This window comes from Nocardioides sp. LHD-245, assembly GCF_030929495.1.
Classification (GTDB): Bacteria; Actinomycetota; Actinomycetes; order Propionibacteriales; family Nocardioidaceae; genus Nocardioides.
The window spans coordinates 54,336-67,495 of sequence record NZ_JAVFWN010000010.1 but is presented as its reverse complement, the minus strand read 5'-3'; the positions used below and the strand labels follow the sequence as shown (position 1 = coordinate 67,495).

The following is a 13,160-nucleotide window of genomic DNA, read 5'->3' as shown; positions in this document are numbered from 1 at the left end:
CGGCGCCGGTGGTCGTCTTCCGCATGGTGCTCCCCTCGGTTCCGAGGCTTCCTGCCGATGGGTGTCACGAGGAGGCCGTCGGGTGTCCAGTTCTCCCGAGCCAGGCACCGCGGGAGCGGTGCGTGCCGACGACGCTACCCAGCGGGCGCGGCCGGGACACGAGATCGGCCGCTGCGGTTCTCTGATGAGGTATCGCGGCCTCGCACCCGTGAGCCAGATCGCCTCGAACCCGGGATTCTGCGGTGTGGGCTTGGCCTGATCGGGGAGACTGGCGTCGAGCGTCGCCGGCGGGGAGGCCGTGGCGCCGACGGGGGAGGGCGCATGTGGAGCATCGTCGAGCAGTTCGAGGCGCGCGCGCAGGGCAACCCGCCGCTGCGCCATCTGTGGCGCCGCGGCCAGTGGGCGATCCGGCCCGCTGAGGGGCCACGCCACCAGGTACGCCGGGTGGTCCTCGCCAACGCGCTGGCCCTGATCTCCGGGGAGGACGACACCCCCCTCGACGACCTCGTCGAGCTGGCCCGCCAGCTGGGCGCCGGGCGGCTGAGTGATCTGCAGGAGGAGGTGCTCGGCCCGATCGACCCGGCCGCGACCCGCCCGCGCACCACCGCGCTCGTCACCCGGCTCGCCCGCGCGGCCTGGTGGGGAGCCGACGGGGCCGATCGTGAGCTCTACGCCGAGACCGTCACCCGCCTCGTCCTGCACCGCGGCGAGCAGGACGGGACGGCACCCGCGATCGTGTCCCGCGCCGACGTGCTCGGCGCCCTCCACGACGGCGACCTGCTGTCCTGGCGGCGTCAGGTGGCGGCGATCGCCGCGGAGCCGTGGGCAGGCCCGGGCTCCGACTGGATCGCCCTGCTCGACCCGGGCCGCGACGCCTTCGCCCTCGCCTGCCTGAGCGCCCACGTGGACCGCGCGCAGCGCGATGCCGTGGCGCAGGAGCGGGGCGCGGTCTCCGACCACATCCGGCGCACGATCGCCCGGGCCGGCGTCTCCCAGCGTGAGTTCGCCCGGCTGATCGGCACCTCGCAGTCGCGGCTCTCGACCTATGTCTCCGGCTCGGTGGTGCCCTCGGCGGCGATGCTGGTGCGGATCAGCCAGGCCGGCGAGGGTCTGCGGCGCACGCCCCGCTCCGGCTGACTCCGGAGCTCCGCCCTGCCGGTCCGGACCAGCCGGCGGGTAGACCTAGGGCTGGGGCGTCCTAGGGCTGGGGCGTCGGGTCCGGCGCCGTGATCGGGAAGGAGTCGACCAGGGTCTCGTCGGCGTACAGCTGCACCTCGGACAGGAAGTCCTGCGGCGCGACAGCGTCGGCGGGCGCGAGCAACAGCACCTCGAGCGGCCCGGGAGTGGTGGTGCCGTCGTACTCGAAGGCGCAGGAGAGCGGCCTCCATGGCGTGGCGATGCCGATCTCGGCGAGGGCCGGGCAGGTCCAGCCGTCCGGCCAGGACGTGTGCTGGTAGAGCACCGAGCGGGTGAGGGTGACGACGATACGCAGCGTGCGGTCGGGGCCGCCGTCGGTCTCGGGGGTCACACTCAGCCGCCAGTACCCGGGACCGACGTCGTCGGCGGGGCTCACGGTGACGCCGCCGATCCGGTCGCACGCAGCGAGCTGGCCGAGGTCGCCGGTGAAGCGGTCGGGTGCGTCCGACGCGAGCTGGTAGCCGGGCTCGGGGGTGGCCACGACGGTCCAGGGCCCGGTGCGCCCGTCGCCCTCGACGAGCTCATAGTGGACGCCCTCGGTGACGGGCAGGACCAGCCGACCCGCGGTCTCACAGTCCTCGACCGGGTACGCCGTGGGTGCGACGGGCGCCACCGTCACCGGTGGCGCCACCGTCGGCACCACGGTGGGGATCTCGGCCGGGCCGGGGGGCACGGTCGGGGCCGGACCACTGCTCGGCCCGGGCTTCTCGGGCTCCGGGGCGGGGGGCGCCTCGGCCGGTCCTGCCGGCGCCGGGGGTGCGACCGGGGCAGCCGGGGTGGGAGCCGCCGGCGCCAGGGTCGGTGCGTCGTCCGGTCCGGTCGGGGGCGGTGCCACCGGCGCCACCGGCGTCGCTGGCGGCGCCGCCGCCGACGGGGGCGGTGACGTCGACGGCGCCCCGGCCATGGCCGGTCCCTCGTTGTCCGCCTGGGTCAGTACGACGCCCGTCGTCGCCGCGACCGCGCCCACGGCGGCGCCGGTGGCGAGCATCATCCGGAGCGTGCCGGGACGTGGCCACGGAAGGGCGCCGAGGAGACCGCCCGCGCCGCCCGTCGCGGCGGCGGAGCCGCCCACCAGCCAGGCGGCCGGCTTGACCGCGACCGGCAGCGCCCCGAGCAGCACCACCGGGAAGAGGTGCGCCGCGAGCCGGGTGTTGAGCCGCGTCAGCCGCAGGTACGCCGCGCTGCACTCGGCGCACGAGGCGAGGTGGGTCGTCATCCGAGCCCGGGCGCCGCCGGTCAGCCGGCCGCGGACGTGGCGGCTGAGCCGGGGCCGGGCCCAGGCACAGCCCTCGCTCACGGGAGCGCCGCCGAGGTGCCGGTCGAGATACGCCTGGCGCAGGCCCTCGCGGGCGCGGTGGGCCAGCGAGGAGACCGCGCGGGGGCGCATCCCGAGGATCTGGGCGGTCTCGACCGGCTTGCGACCCTCGACCTCGACATGCCACAGGACGCGCTGCCACGACTCGGGCAGCGTGGCGAACGCCTCGCGCGCGGTGTCGGCCTCGATGTCGTCGAGGACGGCGTCGACCGGTGGCACGGCCGCGTCGAGCAGCCACTCCTGGTCGGACGCCGGCCGCTCGGTCGGCCGGCGGTGGCCCTCGCGGAACCTGTTGCGGATGGTGACGTGGAGGTAGGCCCGGAAGTCGGCGATGGTGCCGGGCTCGGCGCGCAACCGGGCGATCACGCGCGCGAAGGACTCCGCGACGAGCTCTTCGGCCTCGCCGGGTCCGACGAGGATCGTGGCCAGACGTCGAGCGTCGTCGACGTGGTCGCGGTAGAGCTTCGCCGCGTCATCGCTCGATGGCGCGCGCTCAGGCATTTCGTGTGGTCCCCCCGATCAGGGCTGGTGCGCCCCGATCCCCTCGCGACAGCTGTCGCGTCCTTCCCCGCATGGTAGGCGCCCTACCCCGAGAGCAGCGAGCTTTCGTCGACCAACGGTAAAAGTTTCAGATTCCGCGTGATGTTCGGCGGGCGGGCGCGTCTAGATCTGCAGGCGCCGCCTCGCGAGTCGCGGCGCCGTATCCGACTCACTCCAGCCAGAAGCCGACGCCCGATGAGCAACGCACCCAGCCGCCTGCACCCCGTCCCGCCAGCGACGACGTCCGCCGTCGTCGAGGGGGTGCTCGCGCGCCGCGAACGGGTCCGTCCGGGTGACCGCGCACTCTGGGACCGGTTCTTGACGCTTCTCGACGCGGGCGGCGACGACCCGCGCTCGGCGCGGCTCTCCGCCGTCCTGGCCAACCTCGTCGGCGTCGTCGCCTTCGCCGACGCCGAGGACCTCCTGACCACCGCGCAGCTGGCCGAGGCGTTGGGCGAGCGACAGCTGGCCCGGCTCCAGCGCCGGGCCGCCACCCTGCTCGACGTGGAGCCCGGGCGGTCCCGGGCTGCGGACGCCTGCCGCCGCTGGACGGCCGCCGACGTCCCGGCGGAGGTCGCGACGACCTGCGCCGCCGCGGCGTACGCGCTGGTACTGGACGACGTCGAGTCGATCCCGGCGGCGACCCCGGTCGCGACCGTCGGGCAGCTCCTCCGGGTCCTCGCGCACGGCTCGGTCGCGGAATGGCGCGCGCACCTCGGCATGGTCGCGGCCAGCCCCTGGGGTCCCTACGCGCACGAGCTGCTCCGGCTGGCGGAGCGGAGCCGGTCCGCCCAGGCGCTGGCTGTCGTCGAACGCACCGTCGCGCTGTGCCGCGAGCGCCGCGAGGCGGCGGAGCGCGCACTGGTCGCGCGCGACATCAAGGAGTGCATCGCCCGGGCCGGGGTCTCCCAGCGTGTGTTCGCCGCCCAGGTCGGCACGTCGCCCTCACGGCTGTCGACCTATGTCACGGGCGCGGTCGTGCCGTCGGCGACCATGCTGCTGCGGATCCGCCGGGTCTCGCGGCGGCTGCGCGACCGGGCGGCCGGTGAGCTGGCGGCGCCGCGGGGAGCGTGAGGCCGGGCTCCGCCGGCCGGGTCAGCCGGTCAGGTAGGACCGCAGGCCGGTCATCGCCCGGTCGATGATCTCGGGCAGCCCGGGCGTCTCGGCGTCGGGCTCGGTCAGCCACGCCTCGTAGGCCGACAGCGAGATCGCCAGCGACACGTGGCCGGCGACCTGGGGGATCAGGTCGTCGGGACGTGCCTGCGTGCGGCGGGCGACGTACTCGGCGATCACCCGCCGCCACTCGGCGTACCGCAGCACGGAGTGCGCCTGGAGCTCCGGGGTGGTCAGGATCAGGCGCATGCGCTCGCGGTGCGGCGGCTCCGCGTCGGCCGGGAAGCGGTTGAACTCCACCACCCCCTGGTGCACGGCGGCGTGCACGGGCAGGCCGTCGGGCTGCTCGTCGAGCAGGGCGCGGAAGTGGTCGAGGGTGCGGTCGAACTGTCCCCAGGGGATGTCGTTCTTGGACTGGTAGTAGCGGAAGATCGTCCGTTTCCCGACGCCGGCCTCGCGGGCGATGGCCTCCATCGTCGTGCCGGCGAAGCCGTGGGTGGCGAAGAGCCGGAACGCGGCCTGCTCGATCGCGGCGTGGGAGGTGGCGCCGGGGCGTCCTCGCGCGGACGACCGGGGCGGCGTCGGGCCCTCGGCCGCGGTGGTGGGCGCGGCGTCGGGCAGGGGATCGGGCATGGCGCCGGAAGTTAGCACGTTCCGGCCCTTCCATTTTGGCATCGAGTGCCATTAGTGTGTCGCGAACCACATCCGACGAGGAGGAACACGATGAACCCTGAGTCGAACACCGGGTTGGACACCGGGATCGAGAGCCAGGCGGAGCTGGCGGCCGAGGACCTCATCGAGGAGGTCTCGATCGACGGCATGTGCGGCGTCTACTGATGGACGCCCTGCTGGGGGAGCCGTGGACGCTCTCGCCGTCGGTGGCCCTGCGACCCGAGCCCTTCGGTGCGCTGGCCTACCACTTCGGCAACCGGAAGCTCACCTTCCTGAAGCGGCCCGAGCTGGTCACCGTCGTACGTGGCCTCGCAACGGCGCCGGACGTGCGGTCCGCGCTCGAGACCGCGGGCGTCCCGGCCTCCCAGCACGCCGCCTACGCGGCGGCCCTGCGCGGCCTCGCCGCGACCGACATGATCCGCCCCCGCACGAGCGTCCAGGAGGACACCGCATGACGATCGCGCCCGAGCGGCCCCGGACCGGATCGCTGGTCCAGCAGTTCGAGTACGGCCTCGACGCCCCGATCTGCCTGACCTGGGAGCTCACCTACGCCTGCAACCTCGAGTGCGCCCACTGCCTGTCGAGCAGCGGCCGCCGCGACCCGCGCGAGCTCAGCACCGAGCAGTGCAAGGCGGTCATCGACGAGCTGCAGCGGATGCAGGTGTTCTACGTCAACATCGGCGGCGGCGAGCCGACGATCCGCCCGGACTTCTGGGAGCTCCTCGAGTACGCCGTCAACCACCAGGTCGGCGTGAAGTTCTCGACCAACGGGGTGCGGATCACCCCCGAGCGTGCGGCGTTCCTGGCCTCGCCGGCGTGCAACGGCTACGTCGACGTGCAGATCTCCCTCGACGGCGCGACCGCCGAGGTCAACGACTACGTGCGCGGCCCCGGCTCGTACGACACCGCCCTGCGCGCGCTGCAGAACCTGCAGGACGCGGGCTTCGCCGACGCCAAGATCAGCGTCGTCTGCACCCGCCAGAACATCGGCCAGCTCGACGAGTTCAAGGCCCTCGCCGACCGGTACGGCGCCACGCTGCGCCTCACCCGGCTGCGGCCGAGCGGTCGCGGCGCCGACGTCTGGGACGAGCTGCACCCCCTGCCGGAGCAGCAGCGTGAGCTCTACGACTGGCTGATGGCGCACACCGCCGACGGTGAGCAGGTGCTGACCGGCGACTCGTTCTTCCACCTCGCGGCGTTCGGCGAGTCCCTGCCCGGGCTCAACCTGTGCGGGGCCGGCCGCGTGGTCTGCCTGATCGACCCGGTCGGCGACGTCTACGCCTGCCCGTTCGCGATCCACGACAACTTCCTGGCCGGCAACCTGCTCGACGGTGGCTTCCAGAAGGTCTGGCAGACGTCGCCGCTGTTCCAGGAGCTCCGCGCCCCCCAGACCGGCGGCGCGTGCGCGAAGTGCCAGTTCTACGACTCCTGCCGGGGTGGCTGCATGGCCGCGAAGTTCTTCACCGGGCTGCCGCTCGACGGCCCCGATCCCGAGTGCGTCCAGGGGTACGGCGAGCAGGCGCTCGGTCAGCTGGGGGGCGACCGGGTGATCCCGCCCGCCAGCCAGGACCACTCCAAGACCACCCCCACGCGCAACCAGCCGGTGATGCTTACCCTGCTCACCCGCCCGCCGGTCTCCGACTGCGCGGAGAGCCCGCTCGCCGGCTTCGTCCCCGACCACCGCCAGGACGTCATTCGTTCTGTGGGCTCTCGCCCACAGAACGCATGACGCAACGCAAGCAGACCTGAGGAACCATGAAGCTCGAGAACCCCTGGAAGCAGAACCCCTGGTTCGAGTCCGTCGCCGTCGCCCAGGAGCGCGCCCGCAAGCACCTCCCCCAGCCGGTGTACGGCGCGCTGGTGGCCGGTTCCGAGCGCGGCCAGAGCAGCGCGGACAACCAGGCCGCGTTCGCCGAGCTCGGCCTCGCCCCGCACGTGGTGGGCCAGCTCCCCGAGCGGTCCCAGGCGACGACGGTCTTCGGGCACACGATCGGCAGCCCGGTCATCATCAGCCCCACCGGCGTCCAGGCCGTGCACCCCGACGGCGAGGTCGCCGTCGCCCGTGCGGCCGCCGCCCGCGGGACGATCATGAGCCTGTCGAACTTCGCGTCCAAGAGCGTCGAGGAGGTCACCGCGACCGGCGCCACCACGTTCTTCCAGATGTACTGGACCGGCGACCGTGACACCATGATCCAGCGGATGACCCGCGCTCACGCTGCCGGCGCACAGGGCCTGATCGCCACGCTGGACTGGTCGTTCTCGATGGGCCGCGACTGGGGAAGCCCCGAGATCCCCGAGAGGGTCGACCTCAAGGCGATGATCCGGCTGGCCCCCAAGGTCGCCACCAAGGGCCGCTGGCTGTGGCAGTTCGGGCAGCAGTTCCGCGAGACCGGCAAGCTGCCCGACCTCACCGCACCCAACCTGGCCCCGCCGGGTGGCGAGGCGCCGACCTTCTTCGGTGCCTACTACGAGTGGATGACTACCCCGCCCCCCTCGTGGGAGGACGTCGGGTGGATGCGCGAGACCTGGGCGCAGATCAGCGGCACGCCCTTCGTGCTCAAGGGCGTCTGCCGGGTCGACGACGCGCTCCGCGCCGTCGATGCCGGGGTCGCGGGGATCTCGATCTCCAACCACGGCGGCAACAACCTCGACGGGACGCCGGCCGCGATCCGCATGGTCCGCCCGATCGCCGAGGCGGTCGGCGAGCAGATCGACGTCGTGATGGACGGCGGCGTACGCCGCGGCTCCGACGTGGTCAAGGCGCTCGCCCTGGGTGCGAAGGCCGTGCTGATCGGCCGCGCGTACCTGTGGGGTCTCGCGGCCAACGGCCAGGCGGGCGTCGAGAACGTGCTCGACGTGCTCTCCGGCGGTGTCGACTCCGCACTGCGCGGACTCGCGCTGTCGTCGACCGCCGAGCTGCGGCCCGAGCACCTGCTCATCCCCGACGGCTTCGACCGCGCGCTCGGGGTGCCCGAGCAGGCGGCCGCGGGGCGCTGATCGTGGCTCGGGCACTCCGCCCCCTGGGCGCGGCGACCTCCCCCAGCCTGCCGATGGGGGCGACGGTGCTGGTGCCGGTCGGCTCGATCGAGCAGCACGGGCCGCACCTGCCGCTCGACACCGACACCGTCATCGCGACCGCGGTGGCCACCGAGGCCGCGCGGCTCCTGACGCTGCGCGACCTCGACATCCTGGTCGCCCCGGCCCTCGCCTACGGCTCCAGCGGCGAGCACCAGGACTTCCCCGGCACTAGCTCGATCGGCACCGACATGCTGCGCCAGGTCGTCGTCGAGCTCACCCGATCGATGCGGACCTGGGCCGCACGGGTGGTCCTCGTCAACGCCCACGGTGGCAACGTGGCGGCGCTGCGCGGCGCCGTACGCCAGCTGAGCGCGGAGGGGCACGACGTCTCCTGGGTGGCCTGCGCGACCGAGCCTCCGTCGAATGCCGGGGCAGACCTGCACGCGGGCCGGACGGAGACCTCGCTGATGTTGCACCTCGCGCCCTGGCACGTCCGCCTGGACCGCGCCGAGGTCGGCAACACCGGCTCCCTCGAGGAGCTGATGCCCGCGATGATCGCGGGCGGGGTCAAGGCGGTCTCGCCCAACGGGGTGCTGGGCGACCCGACGGGCGCCAGCGCCGACGAGGGCGCCGTCGTCCTCGCCTCGATGGTGGGTGACGTCGTGCGTGTCGTGAACGGCGCCGGATGAGTGGCGGCCGGGTCGTCCCTCGGGTCGTGATGGTCACCGGCGCCGCGCGCGGGATCGGCGCGGCGACCGTTCGCGCGCTCGTCGCGCGGGGCGACCGGGTGGTCGCGGTCGACGGGTGTGGCGGTCCCCCGCTCGCGGCCCGGGGCGACCTGGACGCCGTCGTCGCGGCCGGAGGCGACCAGGTCCTCGGCCATGTCGCCGACGTCCGGGACCGGTCGGCGCTGGACGCCGCCGTCGACCTCGCCGTGGCCCGCTGGGGCCGGCTCGACGCCGCGGTGGCCGCCGCCGCCGTGATCGCCGGCGGCCGGCCGCTGTGGGAGACCCCGGAGGCCGACCTCGACCTGCTCTGGGACGTCGACGTCAAGGGCGTGTGGAACACCGCGGCCGCCGCCGTGCCGGCCATGCTCGGCGGGCCGGACCCGGCGGGCTGCCGGTTCGTGGGGATCGCCTCGGCGGCGGGCAGCCACGGACTGCACCACCTCGCGGCCTACAACGCGGCCAAGCACGCCGTCGTCGGCCTGGTGAAAGGCCTCGCCGCCGACCTGGTCGGCACCGGCGTCACGGCCTGCGCCGTCTCGCCCGGCTCCACCCGGACGCCGATGCTGGACGCGACCGCCGCCCTCTACGACCTGCCCGGCGTCGACGGGTTCGCCGAGAGCCAGCTGGTGCGGCGGATCCTCGACCCGGCCGAGGTCGCCGCGGCGGTCGCCTTCTGCTGCTCGGCCGAGGGAGCGGTCGTCAACGGCTCGGTCGTGCACGCCGACGGCGGCTTCGCCCCGTGAGTACGACGACCGCGCCGGTCGCACAGCCCGCCGCACAGCCCGCCGCACAGCCCGCCGCCCTGCCCGCCGCCCTGCCCGACGGCTTCGTCGTCCGGCTGCGTACGGACCTCGTTGCGGCCGACCGCGGCCGGCTCCTGGTGGGGGGCTCGCCCGTGCGGGCGGTCCGGCTCGGTCGTCACGCGCAGCGCCTCCTCGCCGACGGCCGGCTCACCGTCGACGGCCCGGCGACCGCGGCGCTCGCCCGGCGCCTCCTCGACGGCAACCTCGCCGACCCCGTGCTCGGCGCACGCGCGGTGCCGCTCGCCGACCTCACCGTCGTCGTACCGGTCCGGGATCGGCCGGAGCAGCTCGACCGCTGCCTGGCCGCGCTGGTCCCCCTGCCGGTGATCGTGGTCGACGACGCCTCGCACGACCCGGCCGCGGTCGCTCGGGTCGCCCATCGGCACGGCGCCCGCGTCGTCGCCCTCACCCGCAACCGAGGCCCGGCCGGGGCCCGCAACGCCGGCCTGGCCGAGGTCGGTACCCCACTCGTCGCCTTCGTCGACTCCGACGTCGAGGTCGACGCCCGCGCGCTCCTCGACCTCGCCCGGCACTGCGCGGACCCGCTCGTCGCCCTCGTCGGTCCCCGCGTCGTCGGGAGGATCGTGGACCGGCCCTCCGCGGCGCGGCCCCGGTGGTTCGAGCGGTATGACGCGGTTGCCTCCTCCCTCGACCTCGGCCGGGTCGGCGGCCGGGTGCTCCCCGGCGCCGCCGTGGGCTGGCTGCCGTCGGCCTGCCTGGTCGGCCGGACCGCGGCCCTCGGTCCCGCCGGGGGCTTCGAGGATGCCTGGCGCGTCGCCGAGGACGTCGACCTGGTGTGGCGGCTGGTCGACGCCGGCCAGATCGTCCGCTACGACCCGGCGATCGAGGCGCGTCACGACGTCCGGCCGAGCGTGCGGACCTGGCTGGGCCGCAAGTTCGTCTACGGCACCGGAGGCGCCGACCTCGCCGCCCGCCACGGCACCAAGGTCGCCCCCGCCGTCCTCTCCGTCCCGGTCGCGCTCGGCGCCGCCGCGATCCTCCAGCGCCGCTGGTGGTCGGCCCCGGTCGCCGCCGTCGTGGTCGCCACGACGACCCGGTCCGTGCGCCGGCGTCTTCCGGCGGGCGACGACACCGCTGCCGTCGCCGTCCGCCTCGCCATGCGTGGCCTGGGCTGGGGGGTTCGCCAGGAGTCCGCGCTGTTGCTGCGGCACTGGTGGCCCGCCGCCGCGGTCGCGGCGCTCGGCAGCCGGTCCGTGCGCCGGGCGGTCCTCACAGCCACCGTCGTCGACCTCGCGGTGCTGCTGCGGGAGCGCCCGGGGGTCGACCCGGTCACCGCGCTGGCCGCCCGCCGCCTCGACGACCTGGCCTACGGCGCCGGGTTGTGGTGGGGCGCCGTACGGCGCCGCAGCCCGCGTTGCCTGGCGATCCGCTGGACCGGACGCCGCTGAGCGGGCACCGGCTGCGCCGGCCGCACCGCCTCACCCGCCCTACGACGGGGCCGGAACGTCCTTCATCGCCGGGTCGAGCTCGATGCCCTTCGCGAGCAGGCTCGCCGCCTCGCCCTTGCGACCGAGGTGGTGCAGCGCGAACCCGAGGCGCATGTGGGTCGCGGCGTCGTCGGGCTTGACCGCGAGCACCCTGCGGTAGAGGTCGACGGCGATGTCGAGATCGGCCGGCTCGGTGAGGAGGGCGAGGTTGTAGAGCGCGGGCGCCATCTCGGGGTCGGTGGTGAGTGCCTGGTTGTACTCGTCGATCGCCGTGGCCAGGTCGCCGTCGTCCTGGGCGAGGTAGCCCAGGTTGTAGTGCGCGTAGGCGTTCGCCGGGTCGAGGACGAGCACCGCCTCGAAGGTGTCGCGCGCCCCGTCGGTGTCGCCGGCCGCGATCCGCTCCAACCCGGTGGCGATCAGGGTGTCCGCGGCGCCGGCCGAGGACGACGCAGCGGGCGCCGGGCGTCCGGTGCCGTCCTCCCCTCCTCCGCACCCGCCGAGGAGAACGGCGCCGACGAGGGCAAGCGCGCCGAGGACAGCTGCCGAGCGGGGGTGACCGCGAGCGGGGGTCGTGGGCACCTGGGGCCTTTCGTCATGCGGGCAGAGACGCTGTCATCTCCTGATCGGCCGGCATCACGGCCGCCTGAGAAGCCCGAGGGGAATCTCTCAGGACAGCGCTCGGCTGGCCGATGGGGCCGCTCGGTGCCGGCGTTCCGCCGGCTTCCGTGTCCCCCAGGGCCTCGCTCCCGGGTCCGTGCCCCGAGGAATCAGATGTCGATGAACAAGAAATGGCGCCGAGCAGGGCTCTACTCCGTGTCGGTGATGGCCACGACCGCGGCGACCATCTTCCCCCACATCCCGGCGTCGGCCGCTGCGGACGCGGCCGGCCAGGCGAAGGTCCGGCAGGTGATCGGCTGCTACGACCAGGAGACCGGCGCACTGCGCCTGATCATGAAGAACGGCCGCTGGCTGGTCGATGCCGCCGAGCGGCAGTGCCGGCCCGGTGAGCGCCTGATCCGCTGGAAGATCGGTAAGGCCGCCAAGGGCGGCGAGCGAGGACCTGCCGGGGCGCCGGGTGCCACGGGCGCCCGGGGCACCGACGGCGCGACCGGCGCGACGGGCGCCACCGGTGCCGCGGGCGCGACGGGCGCGACGGGTCCGACGGGTGCCGCGGGTGCCGCGGGTGCCGCGGGCGCGACGGGTGCCACCGGTGCTGCGGGCGCGACCGGTGCGACCGGTGCCGCGGGTGCGGATGGTGCGACGGGCGCTGCGGGGGGGATCGGCCCGACTGGCCCGACGGGACCGACGGGTGTCGCGGGCGCGACCGGAGCCACGGGTCCGACCGGAGCGACGGGTCCGACCGGTGCCACGGGCGCGACCGGTGCGACGGGCGCGACCGGCGGAACCATGGCGTCGGCATACGGCTCCTTCGCGAACACCTCGGGAGCGGTCATCGCCGTCGTCCTCGGCGGCACGAAGATCCCGCTTCCGCAGACCGGCGCCACCTCCGGCGTGACGGCCGGTGGCGCCGACACCGACTTCACGATCGCCCATAGCGGCGTGTACCAGGTGAGCTTCCGGGTCCAGACGACGGTCGCGCTGCTGATGGGCGCCCGGGTGACCGTCAACGGAGCGCCGGAGCCGATGCTGAACGATCCGGCGACGCTGACGACGAACGCCTGGGCGGGTAGCGCCACGCTCGCGCTGACGGCCGGCGACGTGCTCGCCCTCGATCTGAACGGCCTGCTCGGTGCCGCGACGCTGGAGCCCGGCGTGGGTGCCGGCCTGTCGATCGTCAGGATCGCCTGACCGGGTCGACCACCCGCCGGGGCGGGCCGTCGTACGGCGGTCCGCCCCGGCGTTCGTCCGAGGAGGCCGGTCGTGGAAGGGAGCGCAGGGACGCCGGGCATCGGCCTGATGACGATCGTGAAGTTCGAGGCCTCCGTGAGCCGGCGATGCCTGGACAGCGCACGTCTCTATCCGGTCCGCCTCGCCGATCCGCGGCGATGGGTCGGGCCGATCCACGAGTATCTCCACCTCGCCGGCGCGAGCCTCGGCTCCCTGGCATCGGGGGCTGACCGCTGACCGAGGGGCCCGCCGGCCCGGAATCCGGTGGCACGCCGTGGCGTTGATGCCTATCGTGATCCGCATGTTCGCCCCCACCGCGCTCCCGGCAGTCGTCCTGCCAGTCGCAGCGCGCTGCGTCGGTGCCGCGAACCTGTCGCTGTCGTTGGCCGGCGCGCGACGCTGACCCTCCTCCCGCCCCAGCGGGACCGAAGGAGGAGGGTCGGTTCCACCCGGTCCCGGGCGCGAGCGGTCCGGCATG

The 13,160-nt window shown here is 74.6% G+C and carries 14 protein-coding genes; 11 read left to right on the top strand and 3 right to left on the bottom strand.

All coding sequences use genetic code 11. The features are described 5' to 3' along the window. The first annotated feature begins 321 nt into the window (after window positions 1–321). Window positions 322–1,137, top strand: a complete 816-nt coding sequence (locus RB608_RS15310) for a helix-turn-helix transcriptional regulator (protein WP_308088883.1) — start codon at window positions 322–324, stop codon at window positions 1,135–1,137. A 61-nt stretch (window positions 1,138–1,198) separates the two neighbouring features. Here RB608_RS15310 and RB608_RS15305 read toward each other — a convergent pair whose 3' ends face one another. Beyond that, window positions 1,199–3,013 carry a sigma-70 family RNA polymerase sigma factor gene (locus tag RB608_RS15305; protein WP_308088882.1) on the bottom strand — a complete coding sequence of 605 codons (1,815 nt, stop codon included), beginning with the start codon at window positions 3,011–3,013 and terminating at the stop codon, window positions 1,199–1,201. 234 nt (window positions 3,014–3,247) lie between these two features. Here RB608_RS15305 and RB608_RS15300 point away from each other — a divergent pair, with 234 nt between their 5' ends. After that, a complete protein-coding gene (locus tag RB608_RS15300; protein WP_308088880.1) occupies window positions 3,248–4,126 on the top strand; it encodes a helix-turn-helix domain-containing protein in 879 nt (292 codons plus the stop codon). A 21-nt stretch (window positions 4,127–4,147) separates the two neighbouring features. Here RB608_RS15300 and mftR read toward each other — a convergent pair whose 3' ends face one another. Next, window positions 4,148–4,798, bottom strand: coding sequence for a mycofactocin system transcriptional regulator (mftR, locus tag RB608_RS15295; protein WP_308088879.1), 651 nt, complete (start codon window positions 4,796–4,798; stop codon window positions 4,148–4,150). Between the two features lie 90 nt (window positions 4,799–4,888). Here mftR and mftA point away from each other — a divergent pair, with 90 nt between their 5' ends. Genes mftA through mftF form a run of 7 tightly spaced genes read left to right on the top strand, consistent with a single transcriptional unit; the run spans window position 4,889 to window position 10,795 of the window. After that, window positions 4,889–5,002: a mycofactocin precursor MftA gene (mftA, locus tag RB608_RS15290; RefSeq protein WP_308088878.1), complete on the top strand. Its 114-nt coding sequence runs from the start codon at window positions 4,889–4,891 to the stop codon at window positions 5,000–5,002. After that, entirely contained in the window at window positions 5,002–5,292 is a 291-nt protein-coding gene (gene mftB, locus RB608_RS15285) for a mycofactocin biosynthesis chaperone MftB (protein WP_308088877.1), read from the top strand. Before mftA ends, mftB begins: the two co-directional genes overlap by 1 nt. Further along, window positions 5,289–6,566, top strand: a complete 1,278-nt coding sequence (mftC, locus tag RB608_RS15280) for a mycofactocin radical SAM maturase (protein ID WP_308088875.1) — start codon at window positions 5,289–5,291, stop codon at window positions 6,564–6,566. Before mftB ends, mftC begins: the two co-directional genes overlap by 4 nt. Before the next feature lie 26 nt (window positions 6,567–6,592). Continuing rightward, window positions 6,593–7,834, top strand: coding sequence for a pre-mycofactocin synthase MftD (gene mftD / locus RB608_RS15275; protein ID WP_308088873.1), 1,242 nt, complete (start codon window positions 6,593–6,595; stop codon window positions 7,832–7,834). Window positions 7,835–7,836: 2 nt separating this feature from the next. Continuing rightward, entirely contained in the window at window positions 7,837–8,544 is a 708-nt protein-coding gene (gene mftE, locus RB608_RS15270; protein WP_308088871.1) for a mycofactocin biosynthesis peptidyl-dipeptidase MftE, read from the top strand. Beyond that, the gene (locus tag RB608_RS15265) at window positions 8,541–9,326 is read left to right on the top strand and encodes a mycofactocin-coupled SDR family oxidoreductase (protein ID WP_308088869.1); all 786 of its coding nucleotides are present in this window, start codon (window positions 8,541–8,543) and stop codon (window positions 9,324–9,326) included. Before mftE ends, RB608_RS15265 begins: the two co-directional genes overlap by 4 nt. Next, window positions 9,323–10,795 carry a mycofactocin biosynthesis glycosyltransferase MftF gene (gene mftF / locus RB608_RS15260; protein ID WP_308088867.1) on the top strand — a complete coding sequence of 491 codons (1,473 nt, stop codon included), beginning with the start codon at window positions 9,323–9,325 and terminating at the stop codon, window positions 10,793–10,795. Before RB608_RS15265 ends, mftF begins: the two co-directional genes overlap by 4 nt. 39 nt (window positions 10,796–10,834) lie before the next feature. On the opposite strand, the gene RB608_RS15255 is transcribed toward mftF, so the two are convergent. Beyond that, window positions 10,835–11,413, bottom strand: a complete 579-nt coding sequence (locus RB608_RS15255; RefSeq protein ID WP_308088865.1) for a tetratricopeptide repeat protein — start codon at window positions 11,411–11,413, stop codon at window positions 10,835–10,837. Window positions 11,414–11,605: 192 nt separating this feature from the next. Here RB608_RS15255 and RB608_RS15250 point away from each other — a divergent pair, with 192 nt between their 5' ends. Both RB608_RS15250 and RB608_RS15245 read left to right on the top strand, forming a co-directional pair. Beyond that, window positions 11,606–12,643, top strand: a complete 1,038-nt coding sequence (locus tag RB608_RS15250; RefSeq protein ID WP_308088864.1) for a hypothetical protein — start codon at window positions 11,606–11,608, stop codon at window positions 12,641–12,643. Between the two features lie 72 nt (window positions 12,644–12,715). After that, the gene (locus tag RB608_RS15245) at window positions 12,716–12,919 is read left to right on the top strand and encodes a hypothetical protein (protein ID WP_308088863.1); all 204 of its coding nucleotides are present in this window, start codon (window positions 12,716–12,718) and stop codon (window positions 12,917–12,919) included. Window positions 12,920–13,160: the final 241 nt, after the last annotated feature.